This is a genomic window from Pontibacter pudoricolor (genome assembly GCF_010092985.1).
GTDB lineage: Bacteria > Bacteroidota > Bacteroidia > Cytophagales > Hymenobacteraceae > Pontibacter > Pontibacter pudoricolor.
In genome coordinates this window covers 4,106,925-4,126,616 of the sequence record NZ_CP048106.1, presented here as the reverse complement: position 1 = coordinate 4,126,616, position 19,692 = coordinate 4,106,925, and the positions used below count along the sequence as shown (strand labels likewise).

Annotated in this window: 16 protein-coding genes; 10 read left to right on the top strand and 6 right to left on the bottom strand. The window is 46.7% G+C overall.

Annotation, left to right across the window (positions count from 1 at the left end):
- Positions 1–176 precede the first annotated feature (176 nt).
- The 4 genes from GSQ66_RS17815 (at position 177) to GSQ66_RS17800 (ending at position 6,805) form a co-directional block, all read left to right on the top strand.
- A complete protein-coding gene (locus GSQ66_RS17815) occupies positions 177–1,316 on the top strand; it encodes a DNA polymerase III subunit gamma/tau (protein WP_162428694.1) in 1,140 nt (379 codons plus the stop codon).
- Between the two features lie 53 nt (positions 1,317–1,369).
- Positions 1,370–2,074 (top strand): hypothetical protein, encoded by a 705-nt coding sequence (locus GSQ66_RS17810; protein WP_162428693.1) that lies wholly within the window; start codon positions 1,370–1,372, stop codon positions 2,072–2,074.
- Between the two features lie 51 nt (positions 2,075–2,125).
- Positions 2,126–5,080, top strand: a complete 2,955-nt coding sequence (locus GSQ66_RS17805; RefSeq protein WP_162428692.1) for a M16 family metallopeptidase — start codon at positions 2,126–2,128, stop codon at positions 5,078–5,080.
- 237 nt (positions 5,081–5,317) lie between these two features.
- Entirely contained in the window at positions 5,318–6,805 is a 1,488-nt protein-coding gene (locus tag GSQ66_RS17800) for a glycosyltransferase family 39 protein (protein WP_162428691.1), read from the top strand.
- 185 nt (positions 6,806–6,990) lie between these two features.
- Here GSQ66_RS17800 and GSQ66_RS17795 read toward each other — a convergent pair whose 3' ends face one another.
- The 4 genes from GSQ66_RS17795 to GSQ66_RS17780 all read right to left on the bottom strand — a co-directional run bounded on the left by GSQ66_RS17795 (position 6,991) and on the right by GSQ66_RS17780 (position 11,577).
- The gene (locus GSQ66_RS17795; RefSeq protein WP_162428690.1) at positions 6,991–7,908 is read right to left on the bottom strand and encodes an NmrA family NAD(P)-binding protein; all 918 of its coding nucleotides are present in this window, start codon (positions 7,906–7,908) and stop codon (positions 6,991–6,993) included.
- A gap of 206 nt (positions 7,909–8,114) precedes the next feature.
- On the bottom strand, positions 8,115–8,663 hold the full coding sequence (locus GSQ66_RS17790; protein ID WP_162429135.1) for an REP-associated tyrosine transposase: 549 nt from the start codon (positions 8,661–8,663) through the stop codon (positions 8,115–8,117).
- Positions 8,664–8,868: 205 nt separating this feature from the next.
- Positions 8,869–9,228: a hypothetical protein gene (locus GSQ66_RS17785; protein ID WP_162428689.1), complete on the bottom strand. Its 360-nt coding sequence runs from the start codon at positions 9,226–9,228 to the stop codon at positions 8,869–8,871.
- Positions 9,229–9,348: 120 nt separating this feature from the next.
- Positions 9,349–11,577 (bottom strand): NADP-dependent isocitrate dehydrogenase, encoded by a 2,229-nt coding sequence (locus GSQ66_RS17780; RefSeq protein WP_162428688.1) that lies wholly within the window; start codon positions 11,575–11,577, stop codon positions 9,349–9,351.
- 415 nt (positions 11,578–11,992) lie between these two features.
- Here GSQ66_RS17780 and GSQ66_RS17775 point away from each other — a divergent pair, with 415 nt between their 5' ends.
- Complete coding sequence (locus GSQ66_RS17775; protein ID WP_162428687.1) at positions 11,993–13,318, top strand: GDSL-type esterase/lipase family protein; 1,326 nt, start codon at positions 11,993–11,995, stop codon at positions 13,316–13,318.
- A 4-nt stretch (positions 13,319–13,322) separates the two neighbouring features.
- On the opposite strand, the gene GSQ66_RS17770 is transcribed toward GSQ66_RS17775, so the two are convergent.
- Together GSQ66_RS17770 and GSQ66_RS17765 are read right to left on the bottom strand one after the other, a co-directional pair.
- Positions 13,323–13,934 (bottom strand): phosphoribosyltransferase, encoded by a 612-nt coding sequence (locus GSQ66_RS17770; RefSeq protein WP_238395747.1) that lies wholly within the window; start codon positions 13,932–13,934, stop codon positions 13,323–13,325.
- Between the two features lie 109 nt (positions 13,935–14,043).
- Complete coding sequence (locus GSQ66_RS17765) at positions 14,044–14,688, bottom strand: dienelactone hydrolase family protein (protein ID WP_162428685.1); 645 nt, start codon at positions 14,686–14,688, stop codon at positions 14,044–14,046.
- Between the two features lie 132 nt (positions 14,689–14,820).
- Here GSQ66_RS17765 and GSQ66_RS17760 point away from each other — a divergent pair, with 132 nt between their 5' ends.
- From GSQ66_RS17760 to GSQ66_RS17740, 5 genes are all read left to right on the top strand, one after another.
- Positions 14,821–15,495: a hypothetical protein gene (locus GSQ66_RS17760; RefSeq protein ID WP_202923372.1), complete on the top strand. Its 675-nt coding sequence runs from the start codon at positions 14,821–14,823 to the stop codon at positions 15,493–15,495.
- A 237-nt stretch (positions 15,496–15,732) separates the two neighbouring features.
- Positions 15,733–16,416, top strand: a complete 684-nt coding sequence (gene nfi / locus GSQ66_RS17755) for a deoxyribonuclease V (protein ID WP_162428684.1) — start codon at positions 15,733–15,735, stop codon at positions 16,414–16,416.
- Positions 16,417–17,000: 584 nt separating this feature from the next.
- Positions 17,001–17,600 carry a YceI family protein gene (locus GSQ66_RS17750; protein ID WP_162428683.1) on the top strand — a complete coding sequence of 200 codons (600 nt, stop codon included), beginning with the start codon at positions 17,001–17,003 and terminating at the stop codon, positions 17,598–17,600.
- Between the two features lie 21 nt (positions 17,601–17,621).
- Positions 17,622–18,977, top strand: coding sequence for a hypothetical protein (locus tag GSQ66_RS17745; RefSeq protein WP_162428682.1), 1,356 nt, complete (start codon positions 17,622–17,624; stop codon positions 18,975–18,977).
- An 11-nt stretch (positions 18,978–18,988) separates the two neighbouring features.
- Complete coding sequence (locus tag GSQ66_RS17740; RefSeq protein WP_162428681.1) at positions 18,989–19,549, top strand: hypothetical protein; 561 nt, start codon at positions 18,989–18,991, stop codon at positions 19,547–19,549.
- Positions 19,550–19,692: the final 143 nt, after the last annotated feature.

Sequence of the window (19,692 nt, the reverse complement as noted above, 5' to 3'; positions counted from 1 at the left end):
ACTCCTGATTTCTTAATAAAACAAACCCGCTTTTAACACTCTATTTAGCTGAATCGTCAGTGCATTATTCTGCTACAGCTGTTGTTATGGAAGTATAAAAAAGTGGATAACTCTATGGAAAACTGCTGGATAAAAAGCCGTCGCAACTGAGCTTCAGAATCGTTATCTTTGTAGTAATGGAAAATTTTGTAGTATCAGCGCGTAAATACCGTCCGGCCACGTTCGATAGCGTGGTGGGGCAGCACCATATCACCAACACCCTTAAAAACGCCATCAGCAGCAAGCATCTGGCGCAGGCTTTCCTTTTCTGCGGGCCGCGTGGTGTGGGCAAAACGACTTGTGCCCGTATCTTGGCAAAAACCATTAACTGCCAGAATATCTCCCCGGAAACAGAAGCCTGCAACGAGTGCGAATCGTGCCGCAGCTTTAACAGCAACAGCTCATTTAATATCCATGAGCTCGATGCGGCTTCCAACAACTCAGTAGAGGATATCCGCAACCTGGTGGAGCAGGTGCGTTATGCGCCGCAAACCGGCAAGTACAAGATCTATATTATAGATGAGGTGCACATGCTCTCGAACCAGGCCTTTAACGCATTCCTGAAGACCCTGGAAGAGCCGCCGAGCTACGCCATTTTTATACTTGCTACTACGGAGCGCCACAAAATCATCCCAACTATACTTTCGCGTTGCCAGATCTTCGATTTTAACAGAATCAGGATAGATGATATGGTGCGCCATTTGGGAAGTATAGCCCAGAAAGAAAGTATACAGGCTGAGCCGGATGCCCTGCACCTGATCTCTCAGAAAGCAGACGGAGCCCTGCGCGATGCCCTGTCGATCTTCGACCAGATGGTAACCTTCTCGGGAAGCAATGTCACCTACAAAGCTACTGTCGAGAACCTGCACATACTTGATTACGATTACTATTTCCGTTTGACAGACCATCTGCTGGAGCAAAATCTTCCGGGCGCTTTGTTGTTATTCGACGAAATTCTGAAGAATGGTTTTGATGCGCATAACTTCCTGGTGGGTATAGCAGAGCATTTCCGTAGTTTACTGGTGTGCAAAGATGTGCAGACGGTACAGTTGCTGGAAGTGTCGGATAATATTAAAGCGAAATATGCCGAGCAATCTCAGAAGTCTACGGTTTCGTTCCTGTTATCGGGCCTGAACGTGGTAAGCACCTGCGACACCAACTATAAAAGCAGCAAGAACCAGCGCCTGCATGTAGAGTTATGCCTGATGAAACTGGCACACCTGAACGCAGCCCTGAGTTTTGCTAACGAAGGAGCAGACGTAAAAAAGCTAAGGTAGCAGCGCCGGCACCCGCCTCTACCGCATCTTCAGGTGCCATTCCTTCTGCAGTAATGCAGCCTGCTCATGCACAGGGCACGGTTCCATCGCAGCAGATGCAACAGCCTGCGCCGGGCAATGTGCCGTCGGAGCAGTTGCAGCAGCCACACGTACCAAACCAGGTGCCGTCTGAAGGTTTACAGCAACCACCTAAGCCTGTAGAGGTAACCCCGGATGCGCATATTGCACCAAAGGCACAGGCTGCCCCGGAGCCATCGCGTGCAAAAGTGCAGCTGCCGCCGCCAAAAAAGCTAAGCAAACTGCCTAGTTTAAAAGACCTGAATAATGCCCCTGCTGCCGTAGCCGAAGTTGCAGCAGCTGCCGAGGAAGAGGATACAAACTATGGCGCTATAGTGCCCATAGATGAGGCAAGGCTGAAAACGGTCTGGCATGCAATACTGCGCCGTAAGAAGGCTGAGAATATGATGGAGTTTACACTCCTGAACCGCCAGTATCATATGGGGCCTGATAACGAGATCATCCTGCACCTGGATAACCACGTGATGATGGACCAGTTTACAGCCATTTACCGGGATATAGTTCGGGAGCTGAGAAGCGAAACCGGTAACAGAACGATTAAGCTGCGGGCAGAGGTAGTAGAAGTGCAGGACGATAGCCGAAAACTCTATACTTCGCAGGATAAATTCAACTACCTGGCAGAGAAATTCCCGGTTATTGTAGATATGAAACAGCGCTTCGGCCTGGATACTGATTTTTAATCTGTAATAAACTATCTTCGTATAGTTACATCATTACTTAAAAACCAAACTATGACAGTCAAAAAGGGATTATCTCTGTTTTTGGTTGCGTCTGCTTTTACATTAACCCAGTGTAAAAATGAGATCAACCAGACACAGGCAACAACCGAGGCTTCCTCTGCGGTCAAAACCGAAAAGGAGTACAAATACGAAACAGCGCCAAACGACCCGCTGAATGCCCGCATCTATACCCTGGATAACGGCCTGAAAGTTTACTTAACGGATTACGAAGAAGCACCACGCATACAGACATACATTGCAGTGCGTGCCGGCGCTAAAAACGACCCTGCCGATGCTACCGGCCTGGCGCACTACCTGGAGCACATGGTGTTTAAAGGCACTACCGAACTGGGTACCCAGAACTGGGAAAAAGAGAAAGTAGAGCTGGATAAAATAGAAGCACTTTACGAAAAGTACAGAGCAACAAAAGACGAGGCAGCCCGCAAAAAAATATACGCCCAAATAGACTCAGTTTCGGGTGTAGCTGCTACGTATGCCATTGCCAACGAGTACGATAAGATTTTAGGTGCTATCGGAGCAAAAGGAACGAACGCATATACCTGGGTAGACCAGACCGTGTATGTAAACGACATCCCGAGCAACCAACTGGAGCGCTGGGTAGAACTGGAAGCAGACCGTTTTGCTGACATGGTACCTCGTATTTTCCATACCGAACTGGAAGCAGTATACGAAGAGAAAAACCGTACGCTGGATAACGATGGCTGGAAAGTGCAGGAAGCGATCAGCGCAGCCCTTTTCCCGACACACCAGTATGGTTCACAGTCAACTATAGGAACGATTGAGCACCTGAAAAACCCGTCTATCACCGAGATCAAAAAGTATTATAACAAGTACTACATTCCGAACAACATGGCCATTGCCATGAGCGGCGACATTGATTTCGACCAAACTATAAAACTGATTGACAAGTACTGGGGAACTATGGAGAAGCAGCCTGAGCCCGCATTTGATGTTGCCCAGGAGAAACCGATCCAGAAGCCGATCGTGAAGGAAGTACTGGGCCCGGATGCAGAGAACGTATCCATCGCTTTCCGTACACCGGACATCAACTCTAAGGATGCCTTGGTGATCCAGATGATCAGCAATTTGCTTTATAACGGCCAGGCCGGTTTAGTAGACCTTAACCTGAACCAGCAGCAGAAAGTGCTACAGGCTTATGCCTATGATACCCCGATGAAAGATTACGGCATGTTCCGTATGACGGGTATGCCACGCCAGGGCCAGACCTTAGACCAGGTTCGGGACCTGTTATTGCAGCAGCTTGACCTGATCAAGAAAGGCCAGTTTGATGAGTCGCTGCTACAGGCTGTGGTGAACAACGACAAAATAAACACCATGAAAGCCTATGAAGACAACAGCAACCGCGCTGATGCCTTTGTATCTGCTTTTATTTATGATATGCCCTGGGATAAATATGTTAGCCGCCCTGAAGCGTATGCACAGATCACCAAGCAGGATGTAATGGATGTGGCAAACAAGTATTTCAATAACAATAACTATGTGCTGATCTATAAGAAGACTGGCAAAGACCCTAACGCACAAAAAGTAGAAAAGCCTGCCATTACACCGGTTGCTGTTAACCGTGATGCACAGTCGGATTACTACAAAGCGTTTATGGCGAAAGAAGTAGCACCACTGCAGCCTGTGTTCATCGACTATAAAAAAGACATCACAGAGTCAAAACTGAAGCAAAACATTCCGCTGCTTTACACTAAAAACAAAGACAACGGCCTGTTCCAGCTATACTACATCCTGGATATGGGCACCAACAACGACCCTAAACTGGGCATGGCCGTTAACTACCTGAAGTACCTGGGTACCGACAAGTATACTGCCGAAGAACTACAGAAAGAGTTTTACAAGCTGGGCACTTCGTTTGATGTTTTCTCTTCAGGAGACCAGGTGTATGTAAGCTTAACAGGTTTGGATGAGAACTTCGAGAAAGGCCTGAACCTGTTCGAGAGTGTATTAGCCAATGCAAAACCAGACCAGAAGGCCTTGAACGATATGGTGGCCGGTATGCTGAAAGCCCGCGATGATGCCAAGAAAAACAAAGGCGTTATTCTGCAGCAAGCCATGATGAACTATGCCAAGTATGGCCCGAAGAACCCGTTCAACACGGTACTAAGCGAGAAAGAACTGAAGGCTGTAAAACCACAGGAATTGGTAAACATCATCAAGAGCATTCCGACCTACGAACACCGCGTACTATACTACGGTCCACGTGAAACAGATAAGCTGACAGTTGCTCTTAACGCGGGCCATAACGTACCAGCCACATTAAAGCCGGTACCTGCCGAGAAAGTATTTAAGGAGATCGACTTTACACAACCGACTGTATACTGGGCAGACTATAACATGGTGCAGGCCGAGATGATATTCCTGAGCAAATCTGTACCTTACAGCAAAGACATTATTCCGGTTGTGCGTTTGTATAACGAGTACATGGGCGGCATCGTGTTCCAGGACCTGCGTGAGTCTAAAGCGCTTGCCTACTCTACTTACTCAAGCTATAGTACAGCGGCCAAGAAAGATCGCGCTAACTACCTGGTGTCGTACATCGGGGCGCAGGCCGATAAACTATCTGAAGCCATGGCTGGTATGCAGGCTTTATTAACGGATATGCCACTGGCAGATGCAAACTTCCAGAACGCACAGGCGGCGCTTCGTAACAGCATTTCTACAGAGCGCATCACCAAATCCGATATCCTGTTCAATTACGAGCGTGCTAAAAAGCTGGGCCTGACGTACGATATCCGTCAGGATGTGTACCAAAGCGCCAACACCATGACTTTTGACCAGATGAAGGAGTTCCAGCAGAAGTATGTAAGAGCCCAGCCACAGGCTATACTTGTGATCGGCTCTAAAGACAAGCTGAACTTTAAAGAACTGGAGAAATACGGCAAAGTGAAGCAGCTGACATTAAAAGAGCTTTTTGGGTATTAATGGTCTGAATTACGACGCAAAATGTTGCGTTTCTACGATAGCAAAAGCGGCAGCCAACTATGGCTGCCGCTTTTGTTTTATAGGTGTCTTACGCCGCTTCTAAACCTCCGGTTCATTATGCTTTTCTGCTAACTACACTTTTATCTCCAATGCCTGAACAGCTTTCTGAAAAGTTCGTTTAAAAGTTTACATGCTCAATAAAATATAGCTAAAAAATACAATATACTTACACAACAGATGTCCTTTACTTCCCGGGTTGCTTACTGGTGCCTGTACGGTTGCTTTCGAATAGGATTCCTGCTTTCAGGATACAACTTATTTTCGGAAGAAGCGCAGTACTGGCTCTGGTCTAAGCATCCGGATTGGGCTTATTACTCAAAGCCACCTCTTATAGCCTGGGTAAACCTGCTAACCAGTTCCATTTTCGGAAGTCATGAACTCGTGATCAGGATGACGGCCTTAACTTTTGGGGCTGCCACGCTTTACGCACTGTATAAGGTCAGTCTGCTGCTTTTCGACGATAAACTGCTCGCGTCTCTGGCCACCATGATTCTCAGCATAATGCCCTACTTCATGCTGGCTTCCACCTTTTTCACCACCGACTCGCTGTTACTTTTCTTTTGGGTAACTACGCTTTACTTCTTCCTGAAAGCTTTGCAACACAACACGTTGCGTTATTGGATGCTTACCGGACTTAGCTTCGGGTTGGGCTGCCTTTCGAAGCAGGCCATGCTTTTCTTCCTGCTCTTCCTGCTGGTGCCCTTCTTTCTTCGGGGCGGCAAGCGTTACCTGGCCGGGCAGACATTGGTACTGACGCTTGTGCTGGCTTTTAACCTGCCGCAATTTTGGTGGAATTACAACCACAACTGGATCATGCAGCGGCACCTGATGCAGTTGGCGGGAGCCGGATCGGAAATGGTCATTCCCCACACAGCAAAGAACCTGGCAGAGCTTTTCGGCGGTTTTATTCTAATGAACTCGCCCTTCTTCCTGCTCCTTCTTTTGCGTGTCTTAAGTTTCAAATTCCGGCCTTTTCCCCCAGCAGATAAACAAAAACTCACGCTCCTTCTTATCCCAACTGTCGGAAGCCTGCTGCTGTTTACGTGCGTGGCGCTGGTGAAGCGCGTAGAGGTTAATTGGTATAACATAGGCTGCCTGCTACTCCCGATTGGAATTGCCTACCTGATTGTACAAGAAAAACGTTTTCTGCAAGCACGTATAGCCTTTTGCCTGACAGGCGTATGCTGGCTGTTTTTCCTCTATCCTATGCTGCAGGATTATACAGGACTGAGTCGTATAGTTACGGTGCGCAACGATGGCCTAAAGCGCCTGGCGGGGTGGCAGCAACTAGGGCAACGGGTAAAGCAATTGAGTACCAAACATGCTACCCTGGCTCCATTTCAGATAACCGGCATAGATTACCAGGTGACTTCGCTGCTGGCATTTTATTCGGGCAACACCAACGTGCGCTGTATCTGCGATGCTAAAAAGTATAACCAGTTTGTGATCTGGTCGGCCAGCGGCTGGCCGAAGATTCCCCAGAACACCATTTTTGTAACCGATAGAGCCGACTTACCTGCACATCTGTACCTGCACTACGACTTAGTGGAGGCGAAGCAGGTGCCTATTATTTACCGCAAGCACGCGCTCTACACCTACACCATCTATGTGCTGCGGGCTAAGCCCGCGTCTTCCTACACGCTTTCCCGACCTCAGCCATTCTAGGCTTCGTGCCAGGCAGGCTGGTTAAGGAACCCAAACCCTCTGGCAGAACGAAGTCGCGGATACTTTTGGGACATTAAGATGCTGGAGGGAGGTATTTAGTTATACGATTAAAAAAGGAACAGCCATAGTTAGCTGCCACTTTCCCTTTATAGTTGATAATAATGGGTTATCTATAGTTGTAATCTTTATCGTTTAGACAGCACTTCAGCTACCGTGATCCATTTTATTTCAGGATAGCGATCGTTATCTAAGGGTTCCAGTTTTGGCAGGCCACTAAACATATCGCGCATGTATTGCATGCCCTGCCAGGCTGGAAATACTTCTTTACCAGTAGGTGTAAGCGCTTTTGCAATCTTGATGATGGTATTCAATAAGCCCAAACCACCAACCCGAAACAAACCAAACTCTTCTCCTATAGCCTTACTAGCAGCTTCTTTTAAACCATGTGCATTCAGTACATCGCCGGCAATGCGCAGGTAACGCGGTGTGGTTGGGTCAAGCGCTGCGGCGGCGGTATAGTCGGCTGTGTTTTGTATAGTTGTAAAATCCATGAGTTGTTCAGGATTGCCATAGTACATCACCTTTTTAATCGGGAACAAAACTATGGGCGCCTGCCCGGTAAGCAGATCGGCGAACATGCCACATAAGATAGAAGTCGCAGCTATAGGAGCTTTGTCTAAACGCTCTTTAAATTCTTTCCTGAAATCCAGGTTGCGGTTATTGCCATAAGGCAGCTTTGTGAAATCAATGGCAAAGTCGGAAGGGATGAAGCGGGGCACACCGGCTGCAACAGCCGCATCTAGTAACAACGTCTGGATACCAACTATAACATAATGCAGCCCCGATAAGGCCGAAACCACACAGTTTGCTCCTTCGCAGGCTTTCGTTAATTCAGCAGCATTATGGAAATCTACTGCCCAGATAGTCGCGCCTGCTTTTTGCAATGAGTTTACTTTACCTGCATCACTCTCAGGCCGGACCAGTACACGTACAGTAGCCCCTTTATCGAGAAGTGACTGTGTTATAAGACCTCCCAGATGCCCGGTGGCTCCCGCTATAACTATAGTTGGTGTTTGTGATGCTGATGTGTTGTTACTTTCCATAGTTGCTTAGAGTTACCTTTGGTTTGTAACATGCTTTAGCGGGAAAGGTTGTGTTTTATTTATGCCGCAAGTTTAGCGTCAGCGCAACTTGTGGCTAAGTATGGGGCCAGTTTGTAACTGGCGTTCATCGAAACCATACTTATGGCAGTTGCAAACTGCCACCATGCTCTACCCCCAGTTACCGCTGCGCTCAAACTGGGGTATGGCTAGCTTAGAAGTATAATATTAACCATTCCTTTTTGACCGGCATAATCTATAGCGCTGCTATAAGGGTAATTCTGCGGTTCTCGCACAAAACCAGCTTCTACAGGGTTATTATGAATATAGTTTAGCTTCTGCTCCATCAGGAAATTTGAGTTTAGCTCGACAGGCTGGTTGTGCTGCTGCCAGAACTGGAAAGTCTGGTTATTACCATTACGTTTGCCTTCCCGCTCAAACATCCACAGCATCCATTCTTTACGGCTCTCCTGAGGATCATCGACTATAGCTTTAACTATAGTTTTAGAAGTATGCTTTTTCAGGTCGCGGATAATTTCAGATTGATTAGCAGTTTGTGAGCCAATGATCAGATGGACGTGATTAGACATAATACACCAGGCATAAACTTCCAGCCCTTTGTTCTTGACGCAATAATTCAGGCTGTCAACTATAATGTCTTTGTAGGTAGATCTTGTAAAAACATCTATCCAGTTTACAGTTGCAAATGAGATGAAATGTAATTGGCTTTGGTCACTGATTTTATAGTTTCGGCCCATGGTAAAAATTATACCGTAACTATAGATGCAGGTTACAACCAAATTATAGTTATACCGCCAATTTGAGCGAAGCGGTAACTGGTGGTGGGTATGGCGGCAGTTTGCAACTGCAGGATGTATAGTTTTGATAAACGCCAGTTACAAACTGGCCCCATAGTCAGCCACAAGTTACGCTGACGCTAAACTTGCGGCATCGAGAGTTAAGCTATTCTTCTTTATATGGTTGACCAAAGAACTGCTCATATTGTTCAGCAGGAGTCAGACTTGTAGTTTTAGAGCGAGTCTCTTTAACTATCTTCATTAAATTTAAACCTGAAATTAGGAAGCCTGCAGCAATTACCAGAGCCCCACAAATTAAAGCAGCTTCAAGGTTAAACTCACTTTCTTTTTTAAAAAATTGTGTAGACTTCTTATTAGTTTCATAAAGCTCTTTTGAAATCTCACTCTTGCCTCTTTCAGGATGATATAAATAATAATGTTTATTACTAAAAATATAACCTGACAGAATTGCGAGTAAGATGGATATACCCAAGACTGTAGAAATAAGGTTGTTTCTGCTGCTCATAATTAAAAATACCTAAAAAAGCATTAAATAGATATATAGTTAAATATTTAATATCAATAATCAAAAAAGGCTACCCGATCGCTCAGGCAGCCTTTCTCATTTTATACTTAGCAATTCAGCTTAGAAGTTAGCTAAAGCAGCATTCAGCGTTTCACTCGGTCTCATCGCTTTGCTGGTTTTTTCTTCGTTCGGGTGGTAGTAACCGCCGATATCAACTGGCTTGCCTTGTGCTGCGATCTGCTCGTCCACGATCTTCTGCTCGTTGTCGGTCAGCTCCTGCGCCAGTTTCGTGAAGCGGTCTTTCAGTTCCTGGTTTTTGGTTTGCTCGGCAAGTGCCTGTGCCCAGTACATCGCCAGGTAGAAATGGCTGCCACGGTTATCGATACCACCCACTTTACGGGCCGGCGACTTATCTTTCTCCAGGAACTCAGCGTTGGCTTTGTTCAGCGCTTCTGCCAATACCTCTGCCTTCTCGTTTTTGGTCTTGTAAGCCAGGTCTTCCAGCGATACAGCAAGGGCTAAGAACTCACCAAGCGAATCCCAACGCAGGTAGTTTTCTTCGATAAACTGCTCCACGTGCTTCGGTGCAGATCCACCGGCACCTGTCTCGAACAGACCACCGCCATCCAGCAACGGAACGATAGAAAGCATTTTTGCGCTTGTACCAAGTTCGATGATCGGGAACAGGTCAGTCAGGTAGTCGCGGAGTACGTTACCGGTTACCGAGATAGTGTCTTTACCAGCTTTGGCACGCTCGCACGTATAACGCATCGCTTCTACCGGAGACATGATCTTGATCTCAAGACCGTTCGTGTCGTGGTCCTGCAGGTATTTTTCTGCTTTCTTGATCAGGTTAGAATCGTGTGCACGCTGCGGGTCTAACCAGAAGATAGCAGGTGTGTTGGTAATTCTTGCTCTTGTAACAGCCAGCTTCACCCAGTCCTGAATAGGCAGGTCTTTGGTCTGGCAAGCTCTGAAAATATCGCCCTGCTCTACTTTCTGCTCCATCAGCGTGTTGCCGTTCGCATCAACTATACGCACCGTACCGGCTTCCGCCATTTCGAATGTTTTGTCATGCGAGCCATACTCTTCCGCTTTCTGCGCCATCAAACCAATGTTCGGCACAGTACCCATCGTTGTCGGGTCGAAAGCGCCGTTCTCTTTGCAGAACTGGATCACTTCCTGGTAAATCTGTGCATACGAACGGTCCGGAATGATCGCTTTGGTGTCGTGCAGTTTGCCATCAGCTCCCCACATTTTACCAGACGAACGAATCGCTGCCGGCATAGAGGCGTCGATGATCACGTCGCTTGGTACGTGCAGGTTAGTAATGCCTTTGTCAGAGTTTACCATCGCCAGTTCAGGGCGGTTAGCCATCTCCGCTTTCAGGTCAGCTTCAATTTCTGCACGCTTTTCTGCAGGAAGGTTTTGTATTTTGGCATACACATCGCCCAATCCGTTATTGGCATCCACGCCAATTTCTTTAAAAGTAGCGGCGTGCTTGGCAAAAGTATCTTTAAAGAAAACGGTTACCGCGTGGCCGAACATAATAGGGTCAGACACCTTCATCATGGTTGCCTTCAGGTGCAGCGACAGCAGGATGTTGTTGTTCTTCGCATCTTCGACCTCTTTCTCCAGGAAAGAACGAAGCGCGTTTTTGCTCATCACCGAGGAGTCCATCACTTCGCCGGCTTTCAGAGCCACTTTGTCTTTCAGCACTGAAGTTGTGCCGTTCGCGCCAACAAACTCGATGCGCACATCCGTCGCTTTGTCAACCACAACAGACTGCTCTGTGCCATAGAAGTCGCCGCCGCTCATGTGAGCCACGTGCGTTTTAGAATCTGATGACCAGGCACCCATCGAGTGTGGGTGTTTTTTAGCGTACTGCTTCACGGCATCCGCCACCCGGCGATCAGAGTTACCTTCGCGCAATACCGGGTTTACAGCACTGCCCAGGATCTTTGCATAACGCGCTTTCGCATCTTTCTCTGCATCATTTTTTGGGTCAGCAGGGTAATCCGGAATGTTATAGCCCTGCGCCTGAAGCTCTTTTATGGCCTCCGTAAGCTGTGGGATAGAGGCACTGATGTTTGGCAATTTGATGATGTTCGCCTCCGGCGTTTTAGCCAGATCGCCCAGGTACGCCAGGTCGTCGTTCTGCTTCTGCTCTGCCGTCAGGTTCTCCGGGAAGGCAGCGATGATACGGCCAGCCAATGAAATGTCTCTCGTTTCTACTTCAATATCAGCAGCTTTTGTGAAAGCCTGAACTATAGGTAAGAATGAACGCGTAGCTAACGCCGGCGCTTCATCAGTTATAGTATAGATAATTTTTGATGCTTTTGTAGTCATGTTATAGTTTGGTTTAATTCTGAGCCTCCGCAGATCAGCAGAAACCTCAGGTTAAAAAGCTGTGGTTAAGGTTATAGTTAAACCCGGTTCAGGGCAATCTGTTTTGCTTAACCGGATCGAGCAACAAATATAATAGTCTTTTTGATAAAGGTGGGTCAATGCAACCGGCTTTCGCTGATTAGAATTTTACTTAAAAACAAAGCCTTAACATCAAGTCCAAATTCCCACGTTAACAGCGCACTCTCCTGCTCTAAACTATAGAAAATAAACAAATTATTACTGTGCACTCTTTCATGAAACAAACTATAAATCAGAGCACTATAAAACAAAACTATAACCAATCGGGCCCAACTACGTGTTACTACAGGTTGTTTGCTTTAGCGAGCGCGAAACTTCAATTTAAATACTATCCGTATTGATCCTGTTCACAAAGTTCATCCTTTTTTGTTTCGCAATGCTGCTACCAACTATAGTTTGGGCTCAGCCAAAGCGTATTATGTGCCTGGGCAATTCCATAACCCAAGGCAACAACGACTACGCCAGTTACCGGTTTGAACTTTGGAAGATGCTTGTTGAAGCAGGCACCGACTTCGCGTTTGTAGGTTCTCATAACACGAATTACGGAGGCCAGTCGCCGGCTTTTGGCACCCAACTGCAGGGGCAGACTTTTACAAATTATAACGAAGGGCACTGGGGATGGAGCGCTGACCAGATCTTAAACGGCAACAACGAGCAGCCCGCCTCAGGAAAATTAAATGACTGGCTCACCAGCTATACGCCCGATTTTGTTCTGATGCACCTTGGCACCAACGATATGTTCCGGAATCAGCCTATAGATGAGACATTGAATGAGCTCCGGGAAGTGGTTGGGATCATAAGGAAAACGAACCCGACTGTAACCATACTACTAGCCAAACTTATTCCTGCTGATGCAGGTACTGCCGGGCCTGAAGCAGCAAATAATATCATCCTTTTTAATGAAGAGATTCCGGAACTGGTACAGGAATTAAGCTCCGCTGCATCGCCGGTTCTGCTTGTTGACCAGTTTACAGGATTTGATGCTGCTACCGGGGCAGACACCTGGGATGGTATACACCCGAATACAAGCGGAGAAGTGAAAATGGCGCAGCGTTGGTTTGATACTTTATACCCTTTACTGGTGCAGTCATTGCCTGTTACTTTACTGAGTTTTGATGCGACACTGACAATCGACGGCAAAGTACAACTAAGCTGGGAAACAGCGAGCGAACAGAATAACGCTTATTTTGAAGTAGAGCGCTCCACTGATTCACTGCACTTCATGGCTATAGATAAGGTGCCTGGAAATGGAACTACACAGACAAGATCTACCTATAGTTTACTGGACAAAACACCCCGGCCCGGCACCTTGTACTATAGATTAAGACAGGTAAATGCGGATGGCAATCATACCTTTTCCGATATTATACATATCTACAATACCGTACAGGAGAACGTACTTTATATTTACCCGACTATAAGCCAGAACAAAGACATCGTTATTTTAACGCAGCATCTGCAACCCAACATAGCCCTGGAATTTACTATTTATACAGCCAACGGAAGCGTGGCAAGCACTATTCAAGCCAAGACAGATGCTGCAGGAAACTATAGGAACATCCTGGAACCGGCTAGTTTGGAAGGTCACGGGCTATACTTTATAAAGCTGGTAGCAGGCGATAAGGTAATGCAGGGTAAATTTATAGTTTCGCCGGCTTATTAGATCATCACTGATGCTGTAGTAACTTAATTACTTCTTCATCTGAGGTTTGCCTGAACTCTTCATAAAACTGGCCTACCGCCTGGAAAAATGGCGGGATAAGCAAACAAATCACCTCATCCGCCTCTTCCCTGAAACGTTCTATTGCAGCTTGCGGAGCTACCGGAACAGCAACTATAACTTTATCCGGTCCCTGCTTTTTAACCTCTTCTATAGTTGCCATCAGCGTTTTTCCGGTTGCAATGCCATCATCAACTATAATAACCAACTTATCTTTTAACTGAACGGGCTTCCTTTCGCCCATAAACAGTTTATACTTTTTACGGAGGCTCTCCCGCACACGCTCAGCTTCTGCATTTATGTAGTCCCGGGGCACTTCTATAGTTTGGTCTATAGTTATTGAGTCGAGACTAACGGAGCCAATGGCATACTCAGGGTTGGCAGGATGACCGATTTTTTTAATAAGCATCACCTCCAGGGGCATGTGTAACCGTTTGGCGATGGGGGCTGCTACCGGCACGCCTCCCCTTGGTATGGCCAGCACCACACCATCCCGGCCTTTATATTTCTCCAGACGATCAGCAAGCATTTCTGCAGCCTCCTCTCTGTTCCTGATCATCTCCATGCCCTTTATAAATTATGAATTATGAATTTCGAATTATGGATGAACATGGCAGCGCAGGTTTTCAATTCGGTTGTTCCGGTTTATGGTAGGTAACACATTTAGGTTACAGGTATTTTTTAAACCAGTCTGTAGCTAGCTGGGCTACTTTTTCCAAGGTTCCGGGTTCTTCGAAGAGGTGCGTGGCGCCGGGCACAATTTCCATCCTTTTTTCGCACTGCAACCTGTCATATGCCTGCTGATTCATTCCGATAACGGGTTCATCGTTTCCGCCAACTATAAGCAAGGTGGGCGATTTTACTTCAGGCAATACCTCATCTGCCAGGTCTGGTCTCCCGCCCCGGCTTACAACTGCTTTTATGACATCGGGGCCAAGCGCAGCCGCGGCCCTTAAAGCTGATGCAGCCCCGGTACTTGCTCCAAAAAAACCGATAGTAAGTTCGTTGAGCAGCAGGTTTTCCTGTATCCAATAGCCTGTATCTACTAGGCGCTGTGTTATTAGGGGTATGTCGAATCTTTTTGCCTGATCCCGGTCTTCTTCAGGCGTGAGGAGGTCGAAGAGTAAGGTGGCAAACCCTGCCTGCTGAAGCTGTTCTGCTACAAACCTATTGCGCTCACTGAGGCGGCTGCTGCCGCTGCCATGCGAAAAAACGATAAGGCCCGTTGCACCTTCAGGAACTATAATATCTCCTGTTAAGGCTACCTGATGTATATTAATCTGTACCGTGTCGTTAAAAGTATAGTTCTCCATAGTTTTATAGTTAGAGCTGGCAGGCAGACTACAAAAGGCCCACCTTTTTTGTACGTCCGCCGGATAGCAGGGTTAGCATGCTTACGACTGAAATTGAACAGCTTACGTATTCCTGAAAAAAACACAACCCACATGCAGAAACTACTTTGGCTGGGAGTACTAATATTGCTGGCAACCAGTTGCAACTCAGAAGAGCGCACAGCGGAGAATAGAACGATAGCAGATGGAATAGATTCGCTGGAAGCAGTGCAGGAAGAGCCGCAGCGTCAGGAAGATAAAAGCACTACAGACACGACAGTTTTTAAAGTAGCATTCGAGCAATTCTTTAGGGCTTTGCAAACTTCGGACACCGCAGCTATAAACCAGTTTATTCATCGTGAGTACGGCCTTTGGATCATAGAGCAGCCCGGAGCTGTACCAAGAATGACGCACGTTACCGATATCCGAAATTTTAAACGTGAATACCAGGACAGGTCTTTCTTTACTGTGAAGGACGAAGTAAAAACCTGTGATCTGAAAGAGGAAACCTGGCCTACCTTCAGCTGCGCAGATGTGGATTATGAAAAGAAAACGAGCGGCTATAGTAAAGACGGTTGCTTTGTGGCCGGCCCCGGCAAGTTTCAGAAAAGCGGCTACTGGAATTATGCCAGCCTAACAGAAAGCCAGATCCAAACTATAAAATCTACTTTACCTTTTGTTCAAAAGTCAGTGCTGCACACGGCTACCTCCTTCGAGTTTCATTTCGGGTTTATAGATGGGCACTGGCGCCTGCTTTTCGCCAAACTTATCTACCCCTGCAGCGCGTAGCAAGTTTGGGAGTTTAGGAGTTAAAGATTTAAAGAGTTAGAGAATTTGGGAGTTAAAGAGAAAGTGAGCTTTCAGGGGCAAACTTCAGTTAGCTTTTTGCCTTAATCGTCGTAAGAGGAGCAAACAACGTAAGCATCAACAAAGAAACGAATGTAAAACACCCAACTTTCTAACACTTTAACTCCCAAATTCTCTAACACTTTAACTTTCTAACTCTTTAACTCCCAAACTAAAAGTATGTCTTATTTCCGACGCTTCGACTATCCTGCGCCTGACCCGGTTATACTTGCCCGGTTAACCGAACAACAGCGTGAAATGCAGGAGCGCATTATACTCCAGAAACCTGACTTTGACCTGAAACTGATTGCCGGCTGCGACTCCTCTTTTATTGGAGAAGACACGATACTCTCGGCTTTTGTGCTGCTCACTTACCCGGAACTGGAGCTGATAGAAAAGGTGTACCATGTTGGAGCTGTGGAGTTACCTTATATTCCCGGTTTCCTGGCTTTCCGGGAAGCACCCAACCTACTGAAAGCGTATGAAAAGCTACAGCAGAAGCCCGACCTGATTATGGTGGATGGCCACGGCATTTCGCACCCGCGCCGCCTGGGCATTGCCACACACCTGGGTATCCATTTAAACAAACCAACGATGGGTGTGGCCAAAAAAGTGCTGGTAGGCAAGTATAAAGAGCCCGCTACAAGCAAAGGTTCTATCTCGCCACTGATCTATAAAGATGAGATAATTGCCAATGTGCTCCGCACCAAGGACAATGTAAAGCCGGTATTCGTTTCGCCAGGGCATTTGATGGACCTTGAAACGGCTACAACTATAGCCATGGCCTGCGCCATAAAACATAAGCTACCGGAACCCACCCGCCTGGCCGACCATTATGCTGCGGTGTTCAAAAGCGAAGTGTAGTTGCGTCATACAACCCGAACGATAGCAGCAAACCTACCCAACGCCAACAGTTTTTAGAAAATAAGGAGACTACCCAGATTATAGCTTATGTCCTTACTGTGGGTTCTCATCAGCAAGTTGTTGGTCAAAAGACGCAACAACGGCTTATAGTATTTCTAAAAATTGACGAGATCGCCTCCTGCTCTACCCAGGAGCGGAGCTTTCAACTCTTTTGAAAAGTGTTTCATGGAGCAAATGTCCACGCCTCAAAACAAGTGCGAAACCCGCAACTTGTCGCAAACTATAGTTTGAGGTGTCCGGTCCTGTCATACAGAAGTAATTTAAGCTCCTTCCCTTCCAACAATACTTTTCCATATCCTTTCTGCCGGCGATTTCCATACTGCTGAGCGCCCACTTCTGTTCCATTAAAACTATAAATATCGCTATAAAGCAATTTTTATTAGCTAATACTGCCTTTCGTCATCTTTTATGCTAACGAGAGTCATCTCTTTAACTGCGCAACGTCATACTCTGCGGAGGTAGGCTTCCATAGCTTTGCATTATAGAAATAACACAAACAGTAATAACCTTTAACGCTTTGTATCATGAAAATCTTTAACTCCATAAAACTGCTGAGCGTGTTTAGCCTCCTGTTAGGACTAAGCTTTGGTAATACGCTTCTCGCCCAGGACCAGTATAAGCTGGCCGGAAAGCCCGAACTTAAAGTAAAGGGCACCTCTACCCTGCACGACTGGGAAATGACATCGGTGCAGGCCCTTGGCAAAGCCGAAATGATACTGGAAGGCAACACACTTAAAAACGTGAAGTCTGCTTCTGTAACCATGAAGACCCAGTCTGTTAAGAGCGGCACCGACAAAATGGATGACCTGGCCTACGAGTCGCTGAAAGCTGCCAAGTTCCCTGATATCGTGTTTACCCTGACCTCTTTCCGCGTCCTGGACAATAACCGCGCGCTTGCTGTAGGTAACTTAACTATAGCCGGTACTACAAAGCCAGTAACCTTTAACGTGGAGACAGGCACAAAATCAGGACTTATACAGATGGCAGGCGAAGCGAACATCAAATTCACGGAATTCGGAATTAAACCACCAACTGCACTTTTAGGCACTGTAAAAACCGGAAACGACCTTAAACTGATCTTCAAGGTAAGCTTCCAGCAGACTTCAACTTACACAAAAAACTAAAGAACTTAAACACCAGTCATCATGAAAAAGATTACACTTTCCCTGGGCCTGTTGCTTGGCTTAAGCATAAGCTCTTTTGCGCAGATCACCTTATCTGACCTGCCTTACGCACGACCTTACGATAAAAGAGGTCTGAACACGTTCGAGACATCTAAAAAAGACACCATTGCCTTTGATGGCATAAAGGTGAGACTTGGTGGTGGTTTTGCCCAGCAGTTCCAGGGCCTGAAGCACAGCAACAGTGCTACAGCCAACATGCAGCAGCAAGGCGGCAACGAAGTAAACCTGAACCAACTGATGCCAATCGAGAACGGCTTTAACCTGGCCTCTGCCAACCTTAACCTGGATGTAGCGCTCGCAGATGGTATCCGACTGAACCTGATTACTTACCTGTCATCAAGACACCACTCTGAGGCCTGGGTAAAAGGCGGTTTTATTCAGGTAGATAAAGCTGAGTTCCTGAACAGCCCGCTGGTAGATAAACTGATGGAGAACCTGACTGTAAAAGTGGGCCATATGGAGATAAACTATGGCGATGCACACTACCGCAGAACAGATAACGCCCATGCCCTGCAGAACCCGTTTGTCGGCAACTACATTATGGATGCCTTTACTACTGAGATCGGTGCAGAGCTTATTTACCAATACAAAGGCTTCCTGGCTGTAGGTTCTATTACAGGTGGTGAAGTACAGGGTGGCATCCAAAACCCGGATCAGCGCAAGCCTTCTTTCATCGGTAAGCTGGGTTACGACAGCCAGATAAAAGACGACCTTAGAGTTAGGTTAACAGGCTCTGTGTATACAACTGCAGGCTCTGTGCGAAACACGCTCTACGGTGGCGACCGTGCCGGCTCACGTTACTTTCTGGTAATGGACCCTGCTAAAGTGGCAAGCGGCGCAGCTGTAACACCTGCTACCCACTTCACTTCAGGTCATATTAACCCGGGCCTTACCAACAGCATTACTGCCATGGTTATCAACCCGTTCGTGAAGTTCCACGGCCTGGAGTTCTTCGGTAACTTTGAGCAGGCAAAAGGCAAAGGCAGATTAGGTGCAAACGACGAACCAACTGACCGCACCTGGAGACAACTGGGAACTGACCTGGTTTACAGATTCGGAAGCAACGAAAACCTGTACGTAGCAGGCCGCTACAATGTGGTAGAAGGACGCCTTGCACCACTGGCATCTGCACCGAATGTGCAAAACAACGAAGTGAACCTGAGCAGAGTGCAGGTAGGCGGCGGCTGGTTTGTAACCAAAAATATACTTGCCAAAGCTGAGTATGTAAAACAACAGTACAAAGGGTTTGCTCCTTCTGATATCCGCCACGGCGGCGAGTTTGATGGCTTCATGATCGAGGGTGCCATATCTTTCTAACACTTAAAACCATGTTACCTGTTCGTATCTTTCTGGTTGCTGTATCAATGCTGAGTACAATGGTACTGCCTGAGAAAAAAGAGTTTGTCGTGATCACGGGCAATAAGATAACCGTAGCAGCAGGCACGACACTGGGCACTATAAACTGTGCGTACACCAGCAGCAGCTCCCAGAAAGATACACTTTTACTCAACAGGCAGATTCCACGGGTAGACAGGCTGAAACTGGCCATACCTGTTAAAGAATTCGACTGTGGGAACGTACTCCTGAATAAGGATTTTGCAAAAGCGCTGAATGTTAGCCAGCACCCGTACACCAGAATTGAAGTAGTTTACCTGAAGCGGGAAGGCAAAGGATACAAAGGCGATCTGAACCTGATGGTGGGAGGCAAAACAATACCGCTGCAGAATGTGAACTTTACTTCATGCACTGTCAAGGGTATACATAAGCTGAGAAGCAACATCTGCCTGAATTTCTCTGAAATAGGATTAGCCACACCAAAGAAAATAGGAGGTTTGTTTAAAGTAGAAGATGAGCTGCGGGTAACAGTAGAACTGGAAGTAGAAGAATAAAGCAGGTTATATTAGTTTGTAAAACAGAAGGCAGCCTCCCGACTGCCTTCTGTTATTATGTAACTATAGCAAACTCACCCGGGTCACACGTAGCTGAACAAAACCAAATGACCGAAGCCAGGAAAGAGTAGAGAGACTAAAAC

Coding starts and splice junctions, on each gene's coding strand:
- GSQ66_RS17785 (WP_162428689.1), bottom strand. CDS start 9,228: ATGAGCAGCAGAAACAACCTTATTTCTACAGTCTTGGGTATATCCATC.
- GSQ66_RS17790 (WP_162429135.1), bottom strand. CDS start 8,663: ATGGGCCGAAACTATAAAATCAGTGACCAAAGCCAATTACATTTCATC.
- GSQ66_RS17760 (WP_202923372.1), top strand. CDS start 14,821: ATGCAGAAACTACTTTGGCTGGGAGTACTAATATTGCTGGCAACCAGT.
- GSQ66_RS17770 (WP_238395747.1), bottom strand. CDS start 13,934: ATGATCAGGAACAGAGAGGAGGCTGCAGAAATGCTTGCTGATCGTCTG.
- GSQ66_RS17740 (WP_162428681.1), top strand. CDS start 18,989: ATGTTACCTGTTCGTATCTTTCTGGTTGCTGTATCAATGCTGAGTACA.
- GSQ66_RS17745 (WP_162428682.1), top strand. CDS start 17,622: ATGAAAAAGATTACACTTTCCCTGGGCCTGTTGCTTGGCTTAAGCATA.
- nfi (WP_162428684.1), top strand. CDS start 15,733: ATGTCTTATTTCCGACGCTTCGACTATCCTGCGCCTGACCCGGTTATA.
- GSQ66_RS17810 (WP_162428693.1), top strand. CDS start 1,370: ATGCAGCCTGCTCATGCACAGGGCACGGTTCCATCGCAGCAGATGCAA.
- GSQ66_RS17815 (WP_162428694.1), top strand. CDS start 177: ATGGAAAATTTTGTAGTATCAGCGCGTAAATACCGTCCGGCCACGTTC.
- GSQ66_RS17780 (WP_162428688.1), bottom strand. CDS start 11,577: ATGACTACAAAAGCATCAAAAATTATCTATACTATAACTGATGAAGCG.
- GSQ66_RS17795 (WP_162428690.1), bottom strand. CDS start 7,908: ATGGAAAGTAACAACACATCAGCATCACAAACACCAACTATAGTTATA.
- GSQ66_RS17750 (WP_162428683.1), top strand. CDS start 17,001: ATGAAAATCTTTAACTCCATAAAACTGCTGAGCGTGTTTAGCCTCCTG.
- GSQ66_RS17765 (WP_162428685.1), bottom strand. CDS start 14,688: ATGGAGAACTATACTTTTAACGACACGGTACAGATTAATATACATCAG.
- GSQ66_RS17800 (WP_162428691.1), top strand. CDS start 5,318: ATGTCCTTTACTTCCCGGGTTGCTTACTGGTGCCTGTACGGTTGCTTT.
- GSQ66_RS17805 (WP_162428692.1), top strand. CDS start 2,126: ATGACAGTCAAAAAGGGATTATCTCTGTTTTTGGTTGCGTCTGCTTTT.